This window comes from Roseateles sp. (genome assembly GCF_047654785.1).
Lineage (GTDB): Bacteria > Pseudomonadota > Gammaproteobacteria > Burkholderiales > Burkholderiaceae_C > Pelomonas.
In genome coordinates this window covers 1855503-1873542 of record NZ_JASGKQ010000003.1, presented here as the reverse complement: position 1 = coordinate 1873542, position 18040 = coordinate 1855503, and the positions used below count along the sequence as shown (strand labels likewise).

At 72.0% G+C, this 18040-nt stretch carries 20 protein-coding genes and 1 riboswitch; of the genes, 10 read left to right on the top strand and 10 right to left on the bottom strand.

The genetic code is table 11. The annotated features are described in order from the left end of the window. Positions 1-8: 8 nt before the first annotated feature. The 7 genes from QM788_RS17680 to modB form a co-directional block, all read right to left on the bottom strand. The gene (locus tag QM788_RS17680) at positions 9-1391 is read right to left on the bottom strand and encodes a TolC family protein (protein ID WP_415662761.1); all 1383 of its coding nucleotides are present in this window, start codon (positions 1389-1391) and stop codon (positions 9-11) included. Positions 1392-1473: 82 nt separating this feature from the next. Continuing rightward, positions 1474-1842: a hypothetical protein gene (locus tag QM788_RS17675; RefSeq protein WP_415662760.1), complete on the bottom strand. Its 369-nt coding sequence runs from the start codon at positions 1840-1842 to the stop codon at positions 1474-1476. A 36-nt stretch (positions 1843-1878) separates the two neighbouring features. After that, positions 1879-2685, bottom strand: coding sequence for a TOBE domain-containing protein (locus tag QM788_RS17670; protein ID WP_415662759.1), 807 nt, complete (start codon positions 2683-2685; stop codon positions 1879-1881). Further along, positions 2682-3164: a hypothetical protein gene (locus QM788_RS17665; RefSeq protein WP_415662758.1), complete on the bottom strand. Its 483-nt coding sequence runs from the start codon at positions 3162-3164 to the stop codon at positions 2682-2684. Before QM788_RS17665 ends, QM788_RS17670 begins: the two co-directional genes overlap by 4 nt. Further along, positions 3161-3925 (bottom strand): ABC transporter ATP-binding protein, encoded by a 765-nt coding sequence (locus QM788_RS17660; protein ID WP_415662757.1) that lies wholly within the window; start codon positions 3923-3925, stop codon positions 3161-3163. The genes QM788_RS17665 and QM788_RS17660 overlap by 4 nt, the downstream gene beginning before the upstream one ends. Continuing rightward, positions 3922-4668 carry a molybdate ABC transporter substrate-binding protein gene (gene modA / locus QM788_RS17655; RefSeq protein ID WP_415662756.1) on the bottom strand — a complete coding sequence of 249 codons (747 nt, stop codon included), beginning with the start codon at positions 4666-4668 and terminating at the stop codon, positions 3922-3924. Before modA ends, QM788_RS17660 begins: the two co-directional genes overlap by 4 nt. Then, positions 4665-5351 (bottom strand): molybdate ABC transporter permease subunit, encoded by a 687-nt coding sequence (gene modB / locus QM788_RS17650; protein WP_415662755.1) that lies wholly within the window; start codon positions 5349-5351, stop codon positions 4665-4667. The genes modA and modB overlap by 4 nt, the downstream gene beginning before the upstream one ends. A gap of 139 nt (positions 5352-5490) precedes the next feature. Here modB and QM788_RS17645 point away from each other — a divergent pair, with 139 nt between their 5' ends. The 10 genes from QM788_RS17645 (at position 5491) to phoR (ending at position 14637) form a co-directional block, all read left to right on the top strand. Continuing rightward, a complete protein-coding gene (locus tag QM788_RS17645) occupies positions 5491-5667 on the top strand; it encodes a hypothetical protein (RefSeq protein ID WP_415662754.1) in 177 nt (58 codons plus the stop codon). A gap of 27 nt (positions 5668-5694) precedes the next feature. Beyond that, positions 5695-5887, top strand: a riboswitch (yybP-ykoY riboswitch). A gap of 9 nt (positions 5888-5896) precedes the next feature. Further along, the gene (locus tag QM788_RS17640) at positions 5897-6475 is read left to right on the top strand and encodes a TMEM165/GDT1 family protein (RefSeq protein WP_415662753.1); all 579 of its coding nucleotides are present in this window, start codon (positions 5897-5899) and stop codon (positions 6473-6475) included. A 28-nt stretch (positions 6476-6503) separates the two neighbouring features. Continuing rightward, positions 6504-7667, top strand: a complete 1164-nt coding sequence (locus tag QM788_RS17635; protein ID WP_415662752.1) for a serine hydrolase domain-containing protein — start codon at positions 6504-6506, stop codon at positions 7665-7667. A 174-nt stretch (positions 7668-7841) separates the two neighbouring features. Beyond that, a complete protein-coding gene (gene pstS, locus QM788_RS17630) occupies positions 7842-8882 on the top strand; it encodes a phosphate ABC transporter substrate-binding protein PstS (RefSeq protein WP_415662751.1) in 1041 nt (346 codons plus the stop codon). A gap of 158 nt (positions 8883-9040) precedes the next feature. Next, complete coding sequence (gene pstC / locus QM788_RS17625; RefSeq protein ID WP_415662750.1) at positions 9041-10000, top strand: phosphate ABC transporter permease subunit PstC; 960 nt, start codon at positions 9041-9043, stop codon at positions 9998-10000. 58 nt (positions 10001-10058) lie between these two features. Beyond that, positions 10059-10922, top strand: a complete 864-nt coding sequence (gene pstA, locus QM788_RS17620) for a phosphate ABC transporter permease PstA (protein ID WP_415662749.1) — start codon at positions 10059-10061, stop codon at positions 10920-10922. Between the two features lie 10 nt (positions 10923-10932). Further along, positions 10933-11718 (top strand): phosphate ABC transporter ATP-binding protein PstB, encoded by a 786-nt coding sequence (gene pstB / locus QM788_RS17615; protein WP_415662748.1) that lies wholly within the window; start codon positions 10933-10935, stop codon positions 11716-11718. A gap of 16 nt (positions 11719-11734) precedes the next feature. Next, on the top strand, positions 11735-12442 hold the full coding sequence (gene phoU / locus QM788_RS17610) for a phosphate signaling complex protein PhoU (RefSeq protein ID WP_415662747.1): 708 nt from the start codon (positions 11735-11737) through the stop codon (positions 12440-12442). A 112-nt stretch (positions 12443-12554) separates the two neighbouring features. Beyond that, positions 12555-13256, top strand: coding sequence for a phosphate regulon transcriptional regulator PhoB (phoB, locus tag QM788_RS17605; RefSeq protein WP_415662746.1), 702 nt, complete (start codon positions 12555-12557; stop codon positions 13254-13256). A gap of 16 nt (positions 13257-13272) precedes the next feature. Then, complete coding sequence (gene phoR / locus QM788_RS17600) at positions 13273-14637, top strand: phosphate regulon sensor histidine kinase PhoR (protein WP_415662745.1); 1365 nt, start codon at positions 13273-13275, stop codon at positions 14635-14637. On the opposite strand, the gene QM788_RS17595 is transcribed toward phoR, so the two are convergent. From QM788_RS17595 to rho, 3 genes are all read right to left on the bottom strand, one after another. Further along, the gene (locus tag QM788_RS17595; RefSeq protein ID WP_415662744.1) at positions 14620-16260 is read right to left on the bottom strand and encodes a hypothetical protein; all 1641 of its coding nucleotides are present in this window, start codon (positions 16258-16260) and stop codon (positions 14620-14622) included. The two genes, phoR and QM788_RS17595, sit on opposite strands and share 18 nt — an antisense overlap. A 106-nt stretch (positions 16261-16366) precedes the next feature. Next, positions 16367-16618, bottom strand: a complete 252-nt coding sequence (locus tag QM788_RS17590) for a type B 50S ribosomal protein L31 (protein WP_233390366.1) — start codon at positions 16616-16618, stop codon at positions 16367-16369. A 112-nt stretch (positions 16619-16730) separates the two neighbouring features. Continuing rightward, positions 16731-17996, bottom strand: coding sequence for a transcription termination factor Rho (gene rho, locus QM788_RS17585; protein WP_373716215.1), 1266 nt, complete (start codon positions 17994-17996; stop codon positions 16731-16733). Positions 17997-18040 lie beyond the last annotated feature (44 nt).

The following is an 18040-nucleotide window of genomic DNA, read 5'->3' as shown; positions in this document are numbered from 1 at the left end:
CTCGGAATTCAGTGGGCCGCCGTGGCGGCGGGCGTGGCGGCGGTGGCGCCGGATGCGGGCCGGGCCGGCGATGCGCGGCCGACGAGGGCCTGGTCGAGATCGGCCTGGGCCAGCCAGAAGTCGCGCAGCGCCTCCTGCGCGGCGCTGGCGGCGGCGGCCTGCGCGCGCGCGTCGGCCAGCAGCTCGAACACGCCGGCCAGCATGCCGTTGTAGCGCAGCAGCTGTTCGCGGGCGATGCGCCGGGCCAGCGGCAGCAGCTCGTCGCGGTGCTGGCGGGCGATGTCGAAGGCGCTGTGGTACAGGCCGTAGGCCTCGCGGGCCTCGGAGCGCGCCTGCACGGCGGTGGCCGCCGCGTCATGCGCGGCCTGGCGGGCCAGCGCCTGCGCGCGCGGCAGCGGGCCGGGGCCGAACAGCGGCAGCTCCAGCGCGACCTCCCAGCCGCGCTGCGTGGGCGCCTCGTTGGACGAGTTGTGCGCGACGCTCAGCTCCAGCATGGACACGAAGCGCGTCGTGCGGGCCAGGTCGGCCTGGCGCGCCGCCTGCTCCAGCGTCGCGCGCGCGGCCTGCACGTCCAGCCGCCCGGCCAGCGCGGCGGCGTCGATGCCGCCGGGCTCGCGCGGCGCGGCGGGCAGCTCGGGCAGCTGCGCCGGCAGGCGCAGCGCGGCGGCGTGCTCGCCGTCCAGGCCCAGCAGCCGCACCAGGCGCTCGCGCGCGGCCAGGTGCTGGGCCTGCGCGCGCGCCAGCGCCAGCCGGGCCTCGGCCTCGAACGCCTGTTCGCGCGCCTGCGCCAGCGCATTGAAGTTGCCGGCCGCGTGCAGGCGCCGGGCCAGTTCGGCGCCGGCCTCGGTGGCGTCCAGCACCTGGCGGCGCTGCTGCAGCGTGGCCTCGGCCGACACCGCCTGTATCCAGGCGCGGCGGGTGTCGGCGGCCAGCGCCAGCACGTCGCCGGCCGCCTGCTGCTGCTCGGCCTGCAGGCGGCGCTGCTCGGCGGCGCGCACCAACGGCAGCGTCAGCAGCCGGGCCAGGTCCAGGTGCCAGCCGCGCTCCAGCTCCACCTCGGCGCCGCGCGTCAGGCGGCTGAAGCTGAAGCCGGGGTTGGGCAGGCGGCCGGCGGCATCGACCTCGGCGGCGGTGACGCCCAGGCCGGCGAGCCGGGCCTGCAGCGCGCGGTTGTTCTGCAGCGCCAGCCGCACGGCGGCGTCGGCGGGCAGCGGTTCGCGCAGCCGGTCGGCCAGCGCGTCGGCGGCGAGCGGCTGGTCGGCCAGCGGCTGGCCGGTGTGGGCCTGGGTCAGGCGGTTGACTTCGGCGAGCGGGGCGCCGGGGTCGATGCTGGCGCAGCCGGCCAGCAGCAAGGCGGCCAGCAGCGGCAGCGCTGCGGGAGAGGGAGTCATGGGATGGACCTCGGGTGACGGACGGGAACCCACCCGCGCCCCGGGGATGCGGGGCGGCGGGTGCTGTGGGGCAGGGGCGGGTTCAGGCCCGTGGCGGCGGGTCGGGCAGCGGCGGCACGATGCCGCGCCAGGCCTCGGCCGGCGCCAGCGCCACGCGGGTGGCTGGCGCCACGCCCATCGCGCCGACGGCCAGCACCGGCGGCGGCGCGGTGGCCAGGCAGCACGGGGCGCACAGCTTGCAGGGCTTGCCGGCGGCGTGGTGGCCATCGGCGTCGCCATGGGCCTTGGCCGGTGCGCTGTCCGGTGCGGCGTGCGCCGCATGGTCCGCGTGCGCGCCGTGCTGGGCCGCGGCGGGTGGCTCGCAACCCGGCAGGCCGGCCGCGAGCAGGCCGCGCAGCGGCAACAGCACCAGCAGCAGGCACAGCAGCAGGAATCGGCCGGGGCGACGCATGGCCGGCACTTTAACCGCGCGTCGCGTCCGGGGCGCTCAGCCGCGCACGGCCAGCATCACCGCATAGGCCTTGAAGGTGGCCGTGGCGGGCTGGCCCACGGCCAGGCCCAGGCCGTCCACCGCGTCGTTGGTGATGCTGGCCGTGATGGTCAGGCCGCCCGGCAGCGTGATGCCGGCCAGGCTGGACACCGCGCCGCGCTGCACGCGTGACACCGTGCCCGCCAGCTGGTTGCGGGCCGACAGCCGGTAGCCGCCGAAGTCGGTCACCAGCACCACCTCGCTGGCCTTCACCAGTGCCAGCGCCTCCTGGCCGGGGCGCAGGACCAGTTCCTCGGCGGCCTGCGTGGTCAGCGACGCGGTGACCTGCTGGCCGCCGGCCAGCGCGACTTGCACCGTCGTCGTCGCCGGGCCGGCGTGGACGGCCGCGATCTGGCCGGGGAACTGGTTGCGGGCGCTGGTTTTCATGCTCATCCTTTTCAGCAGGGCGGCGAGCCCCGGTTGTTCGGTCAGCCAGGCTTCCTGCTCGCCGAGGAAGCCGGCGAGGCGGGACTGCAGGCCCCGCCACGCGGCCAGCAGCGCCAGGCCCTCGGCGGTCAGCCGCGAGCCGCCGCCGCCCCGGCCGCCGGTGGCCGTCTCCAGCAGCGGCGCATGCGTCAGCGCGCCGGCGGCGTCCAGCACCAGCCAGGCACCCTTGTAACTGTAGCCGGCGGCGCGCGCGGCCTTGTGCAGCGAGCCGGTCAGCGCCAGCGCCGCCAGCAGGTCGAAGAAGCGGCCGTCCAGCCGGCCGGCCAGGCGCAGCTCGCCTTGCAGCAGCGGATGGTCGGCGGGGCGCGGCGCGGTCAAGGCGGCGCAGGGGCCGGCGGCGCGAGCAGTTGCAGGGACGCCAACTGTCGCACCCAGCGCGCGGGCCGCGCGTCGGCCGGCACGACCAGGCGCAGCGGGCCTTCGTCGGGCCGCAAGCCGCCGGTGACGAGGAACACGCGCCGGCCGCCCAGCGCCGGGTCCAGCTCGCCCCAGGAAAAGGCGGCCGCATAGCCGTCCCGCGCGCCGGCCAGCAGCACCTGGCGCAGCGCGGCGCCGCGCACCTGCTGCGGCGGCACCACGCCCGCGGCGCGCAGCACCTGCAGCAGGTCCACCGCCTGGGCCTCGATCCGGTGGCCGTGCGCCTCGGCCTGGACGGGTTCGTGCGGCAGCGCGGCCAGCGCGGCGGCGTCCAGCGTGACGGTGCTGCCGTCCAGCCGCTGCACCTGCAGCTGGGCCTGGGCGGCCGGGCCGAGCAGGGCGAGGCACAGCGCATGGAACAGCGCGGGCAGGGCTTTCATGCGAGTCGTTCCTCCAGCAGGTCGCGGCGGCGCCGTTCCTCGGGCCGCAGCGCGGCGGCATCCGGCAGCAGGTCGTGGGCGGGTCCGGCGTCCAGGTCCACCTCGCGGACGATGCGGCCGCCGTCCACGACGTAGGCGCGGTGGGCGAGCGCGGCGACGTCGTCCAGGTCGTGCGTGATCATGACGGCCGGGATGCCCCAGCGCTCGCGCACCGCGCGCAACTCGTCGCGCAGCTGCCGGCGCAGCAGCGGGTGCAGCGCGGCGAAGGGCTCGTCCAGCAGCAGCACCTGCGGGTTGCAGGCCAGCGCACGCGCCAGCGCGACGCGCTGCTGCTGGCCGCCGGACAGCGTGGCGGGCCGGCTGCGCGCCAGCGCGGCGAGGCCGAAGCTGTCGATCAGTTCGTCCACCCGCGCCGCGTCGCCGGCCCGCAGCCGGCGGCGCCAGCTCGTCAGGCCGAAGGCGATGTTGTCGCGCACGCTGAGGTGCGGGAACAGCGCGTAGTGCTGGAACAGATAGCCCACGCCGCGCGCCTCGGGCGGCAGGCACAGGCCGGCGGCGGTGTCCAGCAGCGCGCGGCCGTTCAGCCGCACATGGCCGGCGCGCACCGGCAGCAGCCCGGCCATGGCCTGCAGCGTCAGCGACTTGCCGGCACCGGACGCGCCGTACAGCGCGACGAAGGGCGCGTCGGTGGCGAAGGCGATGTCGAGGTCGAAGCGGCGCCGGGCGTCGCTGACCGACAGCTGCAGCCGGACGTCGATCAAGGCTTGCCGAAGCCGTATCGGGCCAGGATGGCCTGCGCCTCGGCGCCGCCGAGGAAGGCGATGAAATCCCGGGCCAGCGCGGCCTGCCGGCTCTCCGCGACGGCGGCCACCGGGTAGGTCACCGGCGTGTGGCCGCCCACCGTCATGGCGATGCGCACCTTGTCCTTCAGCAGCTCGGCGTCCGTGCGGTAGACGAAGCCGGCCTCCACCTCGCCGCGGGACACGTAGTCCAGCACCTGGCGCACGTTGTCGGCATGGACGAGCTTGGGCTGCAGGCCGGCCCACAGCTGCGCGCCCTCCAGCGCCTGCTGCGTGTAGCGGCCCACGGGCACCGAGGCCGGCTTGCCGACGGCGATGCGCTTCACGCCGGCCTGGTTCAGGTCGGCCAGCGTGGCGACGGCGGGCGCGCCCTGCACCGGCGTGATGAGCACCAGGCTGTTGGCGGCGAAGTCGCGGCGGGTGCCGTCCTGGATCAGCTTCTGCGCCACGCCGCGGTTCATGGTCTCCTGGTCGGCGCTGGCGAACACGTCCACCGGCGCGCCCTGGGCGATCTGCTGCAGCAGCACGCCCGACGCGGCGAAGTTGAAGCGCACCGTCGCACCCGGCCGGGCGGCCTCGAACCGGGGGGCGATCTCCTTGAAGGCGTCGGTCAGGCTGGCGGCGGCCGAGACGGTGAGCTGTTGCGCCGACGCGAACAGCGGCAGCGTGGCCAGGGCGAGGGAGAGCAGCAGGCGTTTCTTCATGGCGGGGAGGGGCGTTGCAGGTAGCGATTGGACAGCACGAGGATGGCGACCGAGACGGCCGACACGAGGAGGGCGAGCAGCAGCGCCAGGTCGTCGCGGCCGGCCTGCACGGCGTCGTAGATGGCCATCGAGGCGGTCTGCGTCTGGCCCGGGATGGAGCCGGCCACCATCAGCGAGGCGCCGAACTCGCCCATCGCCCGGGCGAAGGCCAGCAGCGTGCCGGCCAGGATGCCGGGCCAGGCCAGCGGCAGCGTCACGCGCACGAAGGTGCTCCAGCGCGACTGGCGCAGCGTGCGGGCGGCTGCCTCCAGGTTGCGGTCCACCTGCGCGAAGGCGCTGCCGGCGCCCTTGAGCACCAGCGGCAGCGCCACCAGCGCCGACGCCAGCACGGCGCCGTGCCAGCTGAAGATGACCGTGTAGTCGAACTGCTCGCGCAGCCAGGCGCCCAGGGCGCTGCGCCGGCCCATCAGCACCAGGATGCCGTAGCCCAGCACCGTGGGCGGCAGCACCATGGGCAGCATGCAGACGGCCTCCAGCACGCCCCGGCCGGGCAGCCGCGTGCGGGCGAACACCCAGCCCAGCGCCAGGCCCAGCACCAGCGCCAGGCCGGTGGCGACCCCGGCCACCCGCAGCGTCAGGGCCAGCGGTGCGGCGTCGAACTGGGTCCAGAGGTCGGTGGGCATGGCCGTAATGTAATCAACTACATCTTGATGCCGGAGCGTGACGGAATGGACACCGCCGCGTCCGTGCGCATGTTTCTTAAGGGGTTAACCCTATAATCGGGTTTTCCCTAGGTCGCAAGCCTGACTGACCCCGAAGACCATGAGCCTGATCCAGAACTTCCTCCACGCGCTGCGCAACCTGCTGACGGCGGACACCCCCGTTGATATCGAAGAGCGCTACCTGTCCCGCGCCATCGACCACGCCGACCTGGAGCGCCGCATCGCCACCCAGTCGCGCGCCTGGATGTCGATGGCGCCGAGCAGCACCGGCCGCTGAGTGCCGGCCTGACGATCACGGCGCCGGCATAATGCGCGCCGTCACTGGGGAGTAGCCGCTCTCCCGCAAGCCCGGCTTGCGGCCGAGGCCGACGTCAACACACTTGGCCCGCAGGCCATGGCGTCGGCAGTTCCAGAACCTGGCAAGACCTTTGACCATGCCGCCTCCGCACTGGCCGGGGAAGCGGCGTGGTCATTCGTCCTCGATCCGGCCTGGAACCCGTTCTCCCATGGAAGCCCTGCTCGTCTCCACCGGCGTCGTCGCCCTCGCCGAGATCGGCGACAAGACCCAACTCCTCGCCTTCCTGCTCGCCGCGCGCTTCAAGAAGCCGCTGCCCATCATCCTCGGCATCCTGTGCGCCACCGTCGTGAACCACGGCCTGGCCGGCGCGCTGGGCGCGTGGATCACCGCCACCGTGCCGCCGGGCGCGATGCGCTGGGTGCTCGGCGCGTCCTTCCTCGGCATGGCGGTCTGGACCCTGGTGCCCGACCAACTGGACGAGGACGACACCCGCATCGCGCAGCGCTTCGGCGTGTTCGGCGCCACGCTGGTGACCTTCTTCCTCGCCGAGATGGGCGACAAGACACAGGTCGCCACGGTCGCCATGGCGGCGCACTACGCCAGCCCGGCCTGGGTGGTCGTCGGAACCACGCTGGGCATGCTGGTGGCCGACGTGCCGGCCGTGTTCGTGGGCGACAAGCTGGCCCATCGCATCCCGATGAAGCTGGTGCACGCGGCGGCTGCGGCGATCTTCGCGGCGCTGGGCGTCGCCACGCTGCTGGGCGCCGGGGCGGGTTTCGGGTTCTGAGCCCGGCGGATCTCGCAGAATCGGGGGCATGAAGCATCCTCCGCTCCTGACCCCCTGCCTGCTGGCGCTGGCGCTGCTGGCCGGCTGCGCCCACCCTGGATTGGTGCCGGCGCCGCTGGCGCAGGCCGACCAGGCCGTCGAACGCGTCATCGCCGACCGCCAGATGCCCGGCGCCGCGCTGTGGATCGAACGCATCGGCGTCGGCAGCCACCACCGCGCCTTCGGCCAGCGCGCCGTCGAGCCCGCGCCCGAGCCGCTGGACGAGGCCACCGTCTTCGACGCCGCCTCGCTGACCAAGCCGGTCGTCACCGCCACGCTGGTGCAGTTGCTGCGCGAGCGCGGCCGGCTCGACATCGAGGCGCCGCTGCAGCGCTACCTGCCCGGCTGCGGCGGGGCGGAGAAGGCCGGCATCACGCTGCGCCACCTGCTCACCCACAGCTCCGGCCTGCCCGCCAGCCTGCCGGGCAACGGCGCGGGCGACTGGGCCGGCGCGGACGACGCGCAGCGCATCGCCTGCGGGCTGCCGCTGGACGGGGCGCCGGGCGAGCGCTTCCGCTATTCGGACGTCAACTTCATCCTGCTGGGCCGCATCGTCGAGCGCCAGGCCGGCATGCCGCTGGACGCGTTCGCGCGGCAGGCGCTGTTCGACCCGCTGGGCATGCGGGACAGCGGCTACCTGCCGCTGCGGCGCATGGCGGCCGCGCGCATCGCCCCCACCGAGCGCCTGGACGGCGGCCGCGTGCTGCGCGGCGAGGTGCACGACCCGACCGCCCGCAAGATGGGCGGCGTGGCCGGCCACGCGGGCCTGTTCACGACGACGGCCGACCTGGCCCGCTTCGCCCGCATGCTGCTGGCCGGCGGCGTCGCCGACGACGGCCGCCGCCTGCTGGCGCCGGACAGCGTGGCGCTGCTGACGACGGCGCAGTCGCCGCCCGCGCTGGCCGAGCGGCGCAGCCTGGGCTGGGACATCGCGTCGCCCTATGCGCGGCCGCGCGGCAGCCTGTATCCGCCGACCAGCTTCGGCCACACCGGCTTCACCGGCTGCGCGTTCTGGCTGGACCCGGGCAGCCGCAGCTTCTTCGTGCTGCTGTCCAACCGCGTGCACCCGACGGCGGGCACCAACGTGCTGCCGCTGTACGGCCAGCTCGGCACGCTGGCGGCGCAGGCGGCCGGGCTGGCGCCGGGACACTGAGAACCTGTTCGCGGCCGTCCATGTGACAGCCGCGTGACGCCGGATGACGGGCTGTCATACAGTGTCCCGGCGCGCATCGGGCGGCGTTTCGCGGGCGGCGCGGGTCACCGAACCGTCACATTCGATCCCTAGGATGGCGGCCATTGTCAAACCGCTGTGCGGAAGGTGTCTCAGATGAACTTTGCCCAGGTCAACCCGTCGCTCGTCCTCGTTGCAGGCCTGTTCGGCGCCCAGGTGGCGCTGGCGCAGGACGTGACCGGTGCCGGCGCCACGTTCCCGGCGCCCATCTATGCCAAGTGGGCCGATGCCTACCACAAGGCCACCGGCGCCCGCATCAACTACCAGTCCGTCGGCTCCGGCGCCGGCATCAAGCAGATCAAGGCCAAGACGGTGGACTTCGGCGCCTCCGACATGCCGCTGAAGGACGAGGACCTGGCCAAGGACGGCCTGGTGCAGTTCCCGACCGTGATCGGCGGCGTCGTGCCGGTGATCAACGTCAAGGGCATCGCCCCGGGCCAACTGAAGCTGACCGGCGCCGTGCTGGCCGACATCTACCTCGGCAAGGTCACGAAGTGGAACGACGCGGCCATCACCGCGCTGAACCCCGGCGTCGCGCTGCCCGACGCCGCCATCGCCCCGGTCGCACGCGCCGACGGCTCCGGCACCACCTTCATCTTCACGAACTACCTGTCCAAGGTCAGCCCGGACTGGAAGGACAAGGTCGGCGAGGGCACGACGGTCAAGTGGCTGGCCGGCACCGCCGGCAAGGGCAATGAAGGCGTCGCGGCCTTCGTGCAGCGCCTGCCCAATGCCATCGGCTACGTCGAGTACGCCTATGTGAAGCAGAACAAGATGACCTTCGTCCAGCTGAAGAACCGGGACGGCCAGTGGGTCAGCCCCAACGACGAGGCCTTCAAGGCCGCCGCCGCCGGCGCGGACTGGAACAAGACCTTCTACCAGATCACCACCGACCAGCCGGGCAAGGCCGCGTGGCCGCTGACCAACCCGACCTACATCCTGATGCACAAGGCGCAGGACAAGCCCGCCCAGGGCAGCGCCGCGCTGAAGTTCTTCGAGTGGGCCTACGCCAGCGGCGACAAGCTGGCCGACGACCTGGACTACGTGCCGCTGCCCGCCTCGGTGAAGGACCTGGTGCGCAAGCAGTGGGCCGGCCAGATCAAGGACGCCGCTGGCAAGCCCGTCGCCTACAAGTGATCCCCGGGCGCCTCGCGCGGCACTGAAGAAGCCCGGCTCCGGCCGGGCTTCGCCACGAGAAGGCGCCTCCACCCCGACCCGCCCTTTCCGGAGGTCCCTTGGCAGCCATCCTTCCCGCCGGCAGCGCCGACGCCGAACCCAGGCCCCATCTCGCGCCCATGAGCCCGCAACCGCCGCGCCGCCGCGTCGCCCCCTGGGCCGACACGCTGTTCGCCACCCTGTCGCAAGGGGCCGCCTGGCTGACGCTGGCGCTGATGGTGGGCATCATCGGCTCCCTCATCGTCGGCGCCGCGCCGGCCCTGCAGGCCTTCGGCCTGGGCTTCCTGACCAGCGCGGAATGGGACCCGGTGCAGGAGAAGTTCGGCGGCCTGGTGATGATCTACGGCACGCTGGCCAGCTCGTTCATCGCGCTGCTGATCGCGGTGCCGGTCAGCTTCGGCATCGCCATCTTCCTGACCGAACTCTCGCCCAGCTGGCTGAAGCGGCCGCTGGGCATCGCCATCGAGCTGCTGGCGGCCGTGCCGTCCATCGTCTATGGCATGTGGGGCCTGCTGGTGTTCGGCCCGATCCTGGCCACCTTCGTGCAGCAGCCGCTGCAGGCGATGTTCGGCGGCGTGCCCTACCTGGGCGCGCTGTTCTCGGGCCCGCCGGTGGGCATCGGCATCCTGTCGGCCGGCATCATCCTGGCGATCATGATCATCCCGTTCATCGCCTCGGTGATGCGCGACGTGTTCGAGGTGACGCCGCCGATGCTGAAGGAGTCCGCCTACGGGCTGGGCGCGACGACCTGGGAGGTCGTCTTCAAGGTCGTGTTGCCGTTCACCAAGACCGGCGTGGTCGGCGGCGTCATGCTGGGCCTGGGCCGGGCGCTCGGCGAGACGATGGCCGTCACCTTCGTCATCGGCAACATGAACCAGCTGAGCTCGCTGTCCGTCTTCGAGGCGGCCAACAGCATCACCTCCACGCTGGCCAATGAATTCGCCGAGGCCGGCGAGGGCCTGCACCAGGCCTCGCTGATGTACCTCGGCCTGGTGCTGTTCCTGATCACCTTCGTCGTGCTGGCCATCTCCAAGCTGCTGCTGGTCCGGCTGAAGAAGAGCGAAGGAGCGCGTTCATGAGCCCCGCACGGCCGCCCGAACGGGCTTACACCGCAATGCAACGCACGGAGGTTTTCTGATGTCCTCGACCCTCGACGCGCGCCGCCTGGCGATGCACCACAAGCGCAAGCGCACCAACGTCGTCGCGCTGGCGCTGTCCCTCGGCGCCATGGCCTTCGGCGTGTTCTGGCTGATCTGGATCCTGTTCGAGACCATCTACCTCGGCATCGGCGGCCTGAACTGGGCCACCTTCACCGAGATGACGCCGCCGCCGCAGGGCGAGGGCGGCGGCCTGGCCAACGCGCTGTTCGGCAGCTTCGTCATGGTGGGCCTGGCCACGCTGGTGGGCACGCCCATCGGCATCCTGGCCGGCGTCTACCTGGCCGAGTACGGCCAGAAGACCTGGCTGGGTAGCGTGGTGCGCTTCATCAACGACATCCTGCTGTCCGCGCCGTCCATCGTCGTGGGCCTGTTCGTCTACGCCGTCGTCGTCGCCAGGCTCAAGAGCTTCTCCGGCCTGGCCGGCGCGCTGGCGCTGGCGCTGCTGGTCATCCCGGTCGTCATCCGCACGACGGAGAACATGCTCAGCCTGGTGCCCAACGCGCTGCGCGAGGCGGCATATGCGTTGGGCACGCCGAAGTGGAAGGTCATCCTGTCCATCACGCTGAAGGCGGCGCGCGCCGGCGTCATCACCGGCATCCTGCTGGCGCTGGCCCGCGTGTCCGGCGAAACCGCGCCGCTGCTGTTCACCGCGCTGTCCAACCAGTTCTGGACCAGCGACCTCGGCGCGCCGATGGCCAGCCTGCCGGTCACGATCTTCAAGTTCGCGATGAGCCCCTACGAGAACTGGCAGAAGCTGGCCTGGGCGGGCGTCTTCCTGATCACCGTGGGCGTGCTGCTGCTGAACATCCTGGCCCGCGTGCTTTTCAAGAACAAACACTGAGGACTCCACCATGGACGCCAAGATCGAAACGCCCGTGGGCGAACGCGCCAAGCTGTCGGTGCGCAGCCTGAACTTCTACTACGGCGGCTTCCACGCGCTGAAGAACATCAACCTCGACATTCCCGAGAAGAAGGTCACCGCCTTCATCGGCCCGTCGGGCTGCGGCAAGAGCACGCTGCTGCGCACGCTGAACCGCATGTTCGAGCTCTACCCCGAGCAGCGCGCCGAAGGCCAGATCCTGCTGGACGGCGAGGACATCCTGACCGCCAAGGACGACGTCTCGCTGATCCGCGCCAAGGTCGGCATGGTCTTCCAGAAGCCCACGCCCTTCCCGATGTCGATCTACGACAACATCGCCTTCGGCGTGCGCCTGTTCGAGACGCTGCCGCGCGTCGAGATGGACGAGCGCGTCGAATGGGCGCTCAAAAAGGCCGCGCTGTGGACCGAGGTGAAGGACAAGCTCAACCAGAGCGGCTCCGGCCTGTCCGGTGGCCAGCAGCAGCGGCTGTGCATCGCGCGCGGCATCGCCATCAAGCCCGAGGTGCTGCTGCTCGACGAGCCCTGCTCGGCGCTGGACCCGATCTCCACCGGCAAGATCGAGGAGCTGATCCACGAGCTGAAGAGCGACTACACGGTGGCCATCGTCACCCACAACATGCAGCAGGCCGCGCGCTGCTCGGACTACACGGCCTACATGTACCTGGGCGACCTGATCGAATTCGGCCCGACCGCGGAGCTGTTCATGAAGCCCAAGCGCAAGGACACCGAGGACTACATCACCGGCCGCTTCGGCTGACCCCAAGGAGGACGGCATGACCGACAAGCATCTCTCGACCCAGTTCGACGCCGAGCTCAGCGGCATCTCCACCCGCGTGCTCGAAATGGGCGGCCTGGTGGAAGCCCAGGTGGCCCAGGCCGTGCAGGCGCTGCTGGACTTCAGCGCCGACTCGGCCGGCGACGTGCTGGCCAAGGAAGGCCGCGTGAACGCGATGGAGGTGGAGATCGACCGCGACCTCTCCACCATCATCGCGCGCCGCCAGCCCACCGCGCGCGACCTGCGCCTGCTGATCGCCATCAGCAAGAGCATCGCCAACCTGGAGCGCGTGGGCGACGAGGCCGCCCGCATCGCGCGCACCGTGCAGCGCCTGGTGACCGGCGGCGTCTCCAGCCGCATGCGGCTGCCGATGTCCGACCTCGCCTACGAGGCCGAGCTCGCCACCGGCCAGCTGCGCAAGTCGCTGGACGCCTTCGCCCGGCTGGACGTGGAGCGCGCGCTGGACGTGCTCAAGCACGACGACGAGATCGACAAGGAATTCGACGGCCTGCTGCGCAAGCTCATCACCTACATGATGGAAGACCCGCGCACCATCTCCTCGTCCATCGACCTGGTGTTCGTCGCCAAGGCCATCGAGCGCGTCGGCGACCACGCGAAGAACCTGGCCGAGGTGATCATCTACGTGGTCAAGGGCACGGACGTGCGGCACAACTCGCCCGAGGCCGTCGAGACCATGGTTCGATGACCCACCCCCGACCCGCTTCGCCGGCCCCCTCGAAGGGGCGCTGCCCGTGGCCCGGCCAAGCCGGCGCCACGGCGGCCGCCCGGCCAGGCACCACTTTCGAAAGAGCCATCCCATGAGTCGAATACTGGTGGTGGAAGACGAATCGGCGATTGCCGAGCTGATCTCCATCAACCTGCGCCACGCGGGCTTCGAGGTCACCCTCGCCGGCAGCGCCGCGCAGGCGCAGGCCGAGGTGGACGGCGTGCTGCCCGACCTGGTCCTGCTGGACTGGATGCTGCCCGGCCAGAGCGGCGTGGCGCTGGCCCGCCAGTGGCGCGCCAGCGCGCGCACCAGGGAGCTGCCCGTCATCATGCTGACGGCGCGCGCCGAGGAGGTCGACAAGATCGCCGGCCTGGACGCCGGGGCCGACGACTACATCACCAAGCCCTTCTCGACCAACGAGCTGCTGGCCCGCATCCGCGCCGTGCTGCGCCGCAAGGCGCCCGAGGCGCTGGACAGCGCCGTCGAGGTGGGCCCGCTGCTGCTGGACCCGGGCACGCGCCGCGTCAGCCGCGACGGCGTCGAGGTCAAGCTCGGCCCGACCGAGTTCCGCCTGCTGCACTTCCTGATGACCCACCCCGAGCGCGTGCACAGCCGCCCGCAGCTGCTGGACCGCGTCTGGGGCGACCACGTCTTCATCGAGGAGCGCACCATCGACGTCCACGTCAAGCGGCTGCGCGAGGCGCTGGAGCGCGTGCAGTGTGCGCGCATGATCGAGACGGTGCGCGGCGCGGGCTACCGGCTGACGCAGCAGGCCGGCGCGCTTTCCGCCTGAGAGCGCCCGCGCGTCCATGACCTGGCTGCTGCCGCGACTGCTGATGGCCCTGGCGGCCGTCGGGCTCGGGTTCGTCGTCGGCGTGCTGGTGCGCGCCGCCAGCGGGTCCGAGGCGCTGAGCCTGGGCCTGGGCGTGCTGGCCGGCGTGGCGGCGCTGCTGCTGGTGGACGCGGTGCGCGGCAACCGGCTGCTGAACTGGCTGCGCGGCAACCAGCTCGACAGCGCGCCGCGCGACACCGGCCTGTGGGGCGAACTGGGCTACCGCGTCGAGCGCGCGATGCGCGACCGCGACCGGGCGCTGGCGCGCGGCCGCGTGGAGCTGGACCAGTTCCTCTCCGCCATCGAGGCCTCGCCCAACGGCGTGCTGATGCTGGACCGGCAGGAGCAGATCGTCTGGTGCAACCGCGCCGCCGCCGACCATTTCGCGCTGGACCCCCGGCGCGACCTGCAGCAGCGCATCACCAACCTCGTGCGCGCGCCGGCCTTCGTCGCCTACCTGCAGGCCGGCCGCTACGCCGAGCCGCTGGTGCTGGGCACCGGCCGCGGCCCGGGCACGCTGTCCATCATCGTGCGCGAGTACGGCGAGGGCATGCGCCTGGTGCTGTCGCTGGACGTCACCGAGCGCGTGCGCGCCGAGGCCATGCGGCGCGACTTCGTCGCCAACGTCTCGCACGAGATCCGCACGCCGCTGACGGTGCTGTCCGGCTTCATCGAGACGCTGCAGGCGCTGCCGCTGACGCCGGTGGAACGCGACCGCATGCTGCTGCTGATGGCCCAGCAGACCCAGCGCATGCAGACGCTGGTGGCCGACCTGCTGACGCTGGCGCAGCTGGAAGGCAGCCCGCGCCCGGCGCCCGACCGCTGGGTGGCGCTGGACAGCCTGCTGGCGCGCGTCGCGGCCGATGCCGAGGCGCTGTCCGCCGGCCGCCACGCGCTGCGCCTGCGGCCCGCGACCGGCGTCGAACTGGCCGGCATCGAGAGCGAACTGCTCAGCGCCGTCGCCAACCTCGTCACCAACGCCGTGCGCTACACGCCGGACGGCGGCGAGGTCGAGCTCACGTGGCGGCTGCTGGAGGACGGCAGCGGCGAGCTGGCCATCGTCGACACGGGCCTGGGCATCGCGCGCGAGCACATCCCGCGCCTGACCGAGCGCTTCTACCGCGTTGACGGCAGCCGCTCGCGCGAGACCGGCGGCACCGGCCTGGGCCTGTCCATCGTCAAGCACGTCATGCAGCGCCACGGCGGCGAGCTGATGATCCAGAGCGAGGTGGGCCGGGGCTCGCGCTTCCGGCTCGTCTTCCCCGCGGCGCGCGTGCGCCAGTCCGGCGACGTGGCGCTGGGCGACGAGGCCGCCTTCGCCGCGTCAGCGGCGGCGCAGTAGCACCAGGCCGGCGGTGCCGCTGCGGTCCGTCGGCCGCTTCACCTGCGCCACCACCTGCCAGCCCGGCGGTACCGGCTGCCCGGCGCCGATGACGGCGTGCGGGCAGCGCGAGTCGGCCAAGCTGCCGCGGCCCTGCACCGTCCAGCCGCCGTGCCACTCCAGCCCGGCCAGCGTCGCCAGCGGCTGGCCCGGCGCGGCCAGGCATCGCGCCTGCGCCGGCAGGTGCGCCTGCAGCCGCGCCACCAGCGGCGCCAGGCTGCGCGCGTAGTCCAGCGGCGGCAACAGCAGGCTCATGGCCAGCAGCCAGCCCAGCGCCACGCCGCCGGCCGGCAGTGCCAGGCTCTTCCACAGCGCATGGCGGTGGCGCGCGGTGCGCCAGCGCACCAGGGCCAGCCAGGCCGCCGTCGCCGCGAGCGCCAGCACCAGCGCCAGCGGGCTGAAATGCGGCTCGAAGCCCTCGGCCAGCCGGCGCATGTTGGCCAGCGGCCGCGCCGGCCAGCCGGTGTGCATGGACAGGTAGTAGAGCCAGCCGAACAGCGCGACGGCCGAGAAGATGAAGACGCAGAACCAGTCCACCGCCGCCGCGATGCTGCGGCTCAGCGTCGGCAGCGCGAAGGCCGCCAGGATGGCCAGCGAGGGCAGGGCCAGCAGCAGCGCGCGCTCCGAGCCGCCCATCGCGACGCAGGCCGCCAGCGGCACCAGCAGCGCGATGGCCGGCACGGCGATGTGGCGGCGCAGCCCATGGCGGCGCCAGCGCCACAGCGTCCACAGCGCCAGCGGCCCGGCCGGCCAGCAGAACCAGGCCAGCAGGCTGGCCAGCGACGCCGGGTCCGGCGCCGCCCCCAGCCGCCAGGCCCAGCCGTGGAAGGCCCAGGCCGCCAGCACGGCGCAGGTCAGCGCGCCCAGCAGCCAGACGCGCTGGCCCTGGGCCGATTCGTAGCTGGAGCGGTGGTTGAGCAGCACGCCCAGCAGGCCCAGCGCGCAGGCCACGGTCGGCGCATCGCTGGCCGCCAGCACCGGCAGCGCGACCAGCACGGCCAGCCGGGACTGCCAGCGGCGGTAGGGCGCGGCCGCCAGGCCGTAGAGGTAGACCGACACGGCCAGCAGCTGCAGTAGCTCGGGCGTGGTCTCGTGGCCCAGCTGCAGCAGCCCCAGCGACGCCATCAGCGCCAGCAGCGCGCCGTCGGCCAGCGCGCGCGCATAGTCCACCGCGTGCGCCTCGCCGCCGAACGCGAACGCGACGGGCTGTGCGGCCTCCGTGCGGGCCAGGTGGAAGCAGGCGTACCAGACGGCCAGGAACACCCCCGCCAGCACCAGCGCATAGGGCAGTCGGGCGGCGACCGGGGCGTCCAGGAAGGGCAGGGCCTTGATCGCCAGCGCGCCCAGCCAGTAGGGCAGCGGGCCGCTGTCGGCCGGGATGCCGGCGATGGCCGGCTGCCACCAGGGCGCGCGGCCCTCGGCGATGCTGGCCATGAAGCCGAAGGCCGTCAGGTCGGCGCTGCGCCAGGGCTGGCGGCCGAAGATGCCGGGCAGCAGATAGGCCGCGCACAGCAGCAGCAGAGCCACGCGGGGCAGGCGAACGGCGCCGCGCTCGGCGACGATGGCGGGGGTGGGGAGGTTCACGCGCGGGAGTTCGGTCGATGCGGCCGGCATGATGCCGCAGAAACGACGAAGGGCAGCCGAGGCTGCCCTTGCATGGCGGGAGCGGTGCGCGACCGCCCCGGCGGCGTCACTTCTTCAGGTGCGCGAACTTGTTGCGGAACTTCTCGACGCGGCCGCCCAGGTTGTCCACGCTCTTCTGCGTGCCCGTGTAGAAGGGGTGCGACTCGCTGGTGGTTTCCAGCTTCACCAGCGGCAGGGTCTTGCCGTCGATCTCGATGGTTTCCTTGGTCTGCACGGTCGAGCGCGTGACGAACTGGAAGCCATTGGACAGGTCGACGAACGCGACGTCGCGGTAGTTGGGGTGGATGCCTTCTTTCATGGGGAACCTCTTGGCTGGGTTGGGAGCCACGCCGGCCGGCCCGGTTTGGGAACCGGACTGGCCACCGCACTTTCCAGGGGTGTCGGGGCGGAAAACCCGCGATTGTAGCGGATCAACCGCCGCGGCGCATCATGTCGAAGAAGTCGAGGTTGTTCTTCGACGCCTTCATCTTGTCGAGGATGAACTCCATCGCCTCGATCTCGTCCATGTTGTAGAGCAGCTTGCGCAGGATCCAGCTCTTTTGCAGGATCTCGGGCTTGAGCAGCAGCTCCTCGCGGCGCGTGCCGGACTTGTTGATCAGGATGGACGGGTAGACGCGCTTCTCGGCCATGCGGCGGTCCAGGTGGATCTCGCAGTTGCCAGTGCCCTTGAACTCCTCGTAGATCACCTGGTCCATCAGCGAGCCGGTGTCGATCAGCGCGGTGCCGATGATGGTCAGCGAGCCGCCTTCCTCGATGTTGCGCGCCGCGCCGAAGAAGCGCTTGGGGCGCTGCAGCGCGTTCGAGTCGACGCCGCCGGACATCACCTTGCCCGAGGACGGCAGCACGTTGTTGTACGCGCGGGCCAGGCGGGTGATGGAGTCTAGCAGGATGATGACGTCCTTCTTCAGCTCCACGAGGCGCTTGGCGCGCTCGATCACCATCTCGGCCACCTGCACGTGGCGCGCGGCGGGCTCGTCGAAGGTGGAGCTGATGACCTCGCCGCGCACGGTGCGCAGCATCTCGGTCACTTCCTCGGGGCGCTCGTCGACGAGCAGTACGATCAGGTGGCAGTCCGGCGCGTTGGCGACGAGGGCATGGGCGATGCTCTTCATCATCTCGGTCTTGCCGGTCTTGGGCTGGGCGACGATCAGCGCGCGCTGGCCTTTGCCGATGGGCGCCACCAGGTCGATGATGCGGCCGGTGATGTTCTCCTCGCCCTTGAAGCCCTCGCGTTCGAGCCTGAACTGCTCCTTGGGGAACAAGGGCGTCAGGTTCTCGAACATGATCTTGTTCTTGCTCTCCTCGGGCGTCTGGCCGTTGACGCGGTCCACCTTCACGAGCGCGAAATAGCGCTCGCCGTCCTTGGGCACGCGCACCTCGCCTTCCACCAGGTCGCCGGTGTGCAGGTTGAAGCGGCGGATCTGGCTGGGGCTCAGGTAGATGTCGTCCGTCGACGCCATGAAGCTGGCCTCGATGGAGCGCAGGAAGCCGAAGCCGTCGGGCAGCACTTCGAGCACGCCGTCGCCGAAGACCTGTTCTCCGGCCTTGGCGCGTTTCTTCATGATGGCGAACATCAGCTCCTGCTTGCGCAGGCGGCTGACGTTGTCGATCTCCAGTTCCTCGCCCATCTTGATGAGGGCCGAGACGTGGAGGGCTTTCAGTTCGGAAAGATGCATGGGTGGACACCCGTCAGGGGCCGCGGTGCCAGCCAAGGCACAAC

Excerpts from the sequence above, each read along its gene's own strand:
- phoU (WP_415662747.1), top strand. The coding sequence starts at position 11,735 with ATGACCGACAAGCATCTCTCGACCCAGTTCGACGCCGAGCTCAGCGGC.
- QM788_RS17675 (WP_415662760.1), bottom strand. The coding sequence starts at position 1,842 with ATGCGTCGCCCCGGCCGATTCCTGCTGCTGTGCCTGCTGCTGGTGCTG.
- pstB (WP_415662748.1), top strand. The coding sequence starts at position 10,933 with ATGGACGCCAAGATCGAAACGCCCGTGGGCGAACGCGCCAAGCTGTCG.
- modB (WP_415662755.1), bottom strand. The coding sequence starts at position 5,351 with ATGCCCACCGACCTCTGGACCCAGTTCGACGCCGCACCGCTGGCCCTG.
- pstA (WP_415662749.1), top strand. The coding sequence starts at position 10,059 with ATGTCCTCGACCCTCGACGCGCGCCGCCTGGCGATGCACCACAAGCGC.
- phoB (WP_415662746.1), top strand. The coding sequence starts at position 12,555 with ATGAGTCGAATACTGGTGGTGGAAGACGAATCGGCGATTGCCGAGCTG.
- QM788_RS17680 (WP_415662761.1), bottom strand. The coding sequence starts at position 1,391 with ATGACTCCCTCTCCCGCAGCGCTGCCGCTGCTGGCCGCCTTGCTGCTG.
- QM788_RS17665 (WP_415662758.1), bottom strand. The coding sequence starts at position 3,164 with ATGAAAGCCCTGCCCGCGCTGTTCCATGCGCTGTGCCTCGCCCTGCTC.
- QM788_RS17635 (WP_415662752.1), top strand. The coding sequence starts at position 6,504 with ATGAAGCATCCTCCGCTCCTGACCCCCTGCCTGCTGGCGCTGGCGCTG.
- pstS (WP_415662751.1), top strand. The coding sequence starts at position 7,842 with ATGAACTTTGCCCAGGTCAACCCGTCGCTCGTCCTCGTTGCAGGCCTG.
- modA (WP_415662756.1), bottom strand. The coding sequence starts at position 4,668 with ATGAAGAAACGCCTGCTGCTCTCCCTCGCCCTGGCCACGCTGCCGCTG.
- pstC (WP_415662750.1), top strand. The coding sequence starts at position 9,041 with ATGAGCCCGCAACCGCCGCGCCGCCGCGTCGCCCCCTGGGCCGACACG.
- QM788_RS17590 (WP_233390366.1), bottom strand. The coding sequence starts at position 16,618 with ATGAAAGAAGGCATCCACCCCAACTACCGCGACGTCGCGTTCGTCGAC.
- rho (WP_373716215.1), bottom strand. The coding sequence starts at position 17,996 with ATGCATCTTTCCGAACTGAAAGCCCTCCACGTCTCGGCCCTCATCAAG.
- QM788_RS17640 (WP_415662753.1), top strand. The coding sequence starts at position 5,897 with ATGGAAGCCCTGCTCGTCTCCACCGGCGTCGTCGCCCTCGCCGAGATC.
- QM788_RS17645 (WP_415662754.1), top strand. The coding sequence starts at position 5,491 with ATGAGCCTGATCCAGAACTTCCTCCACGCGCTGCGCAACCTGCTGACG.
- phoR (WP_415662745.1), top strand. The coding sequence starts at position 13,273 with ATGACCTGGCTGCTGCCGCGACTGCTGATGGCCCTGGCGGCCGTCGGG.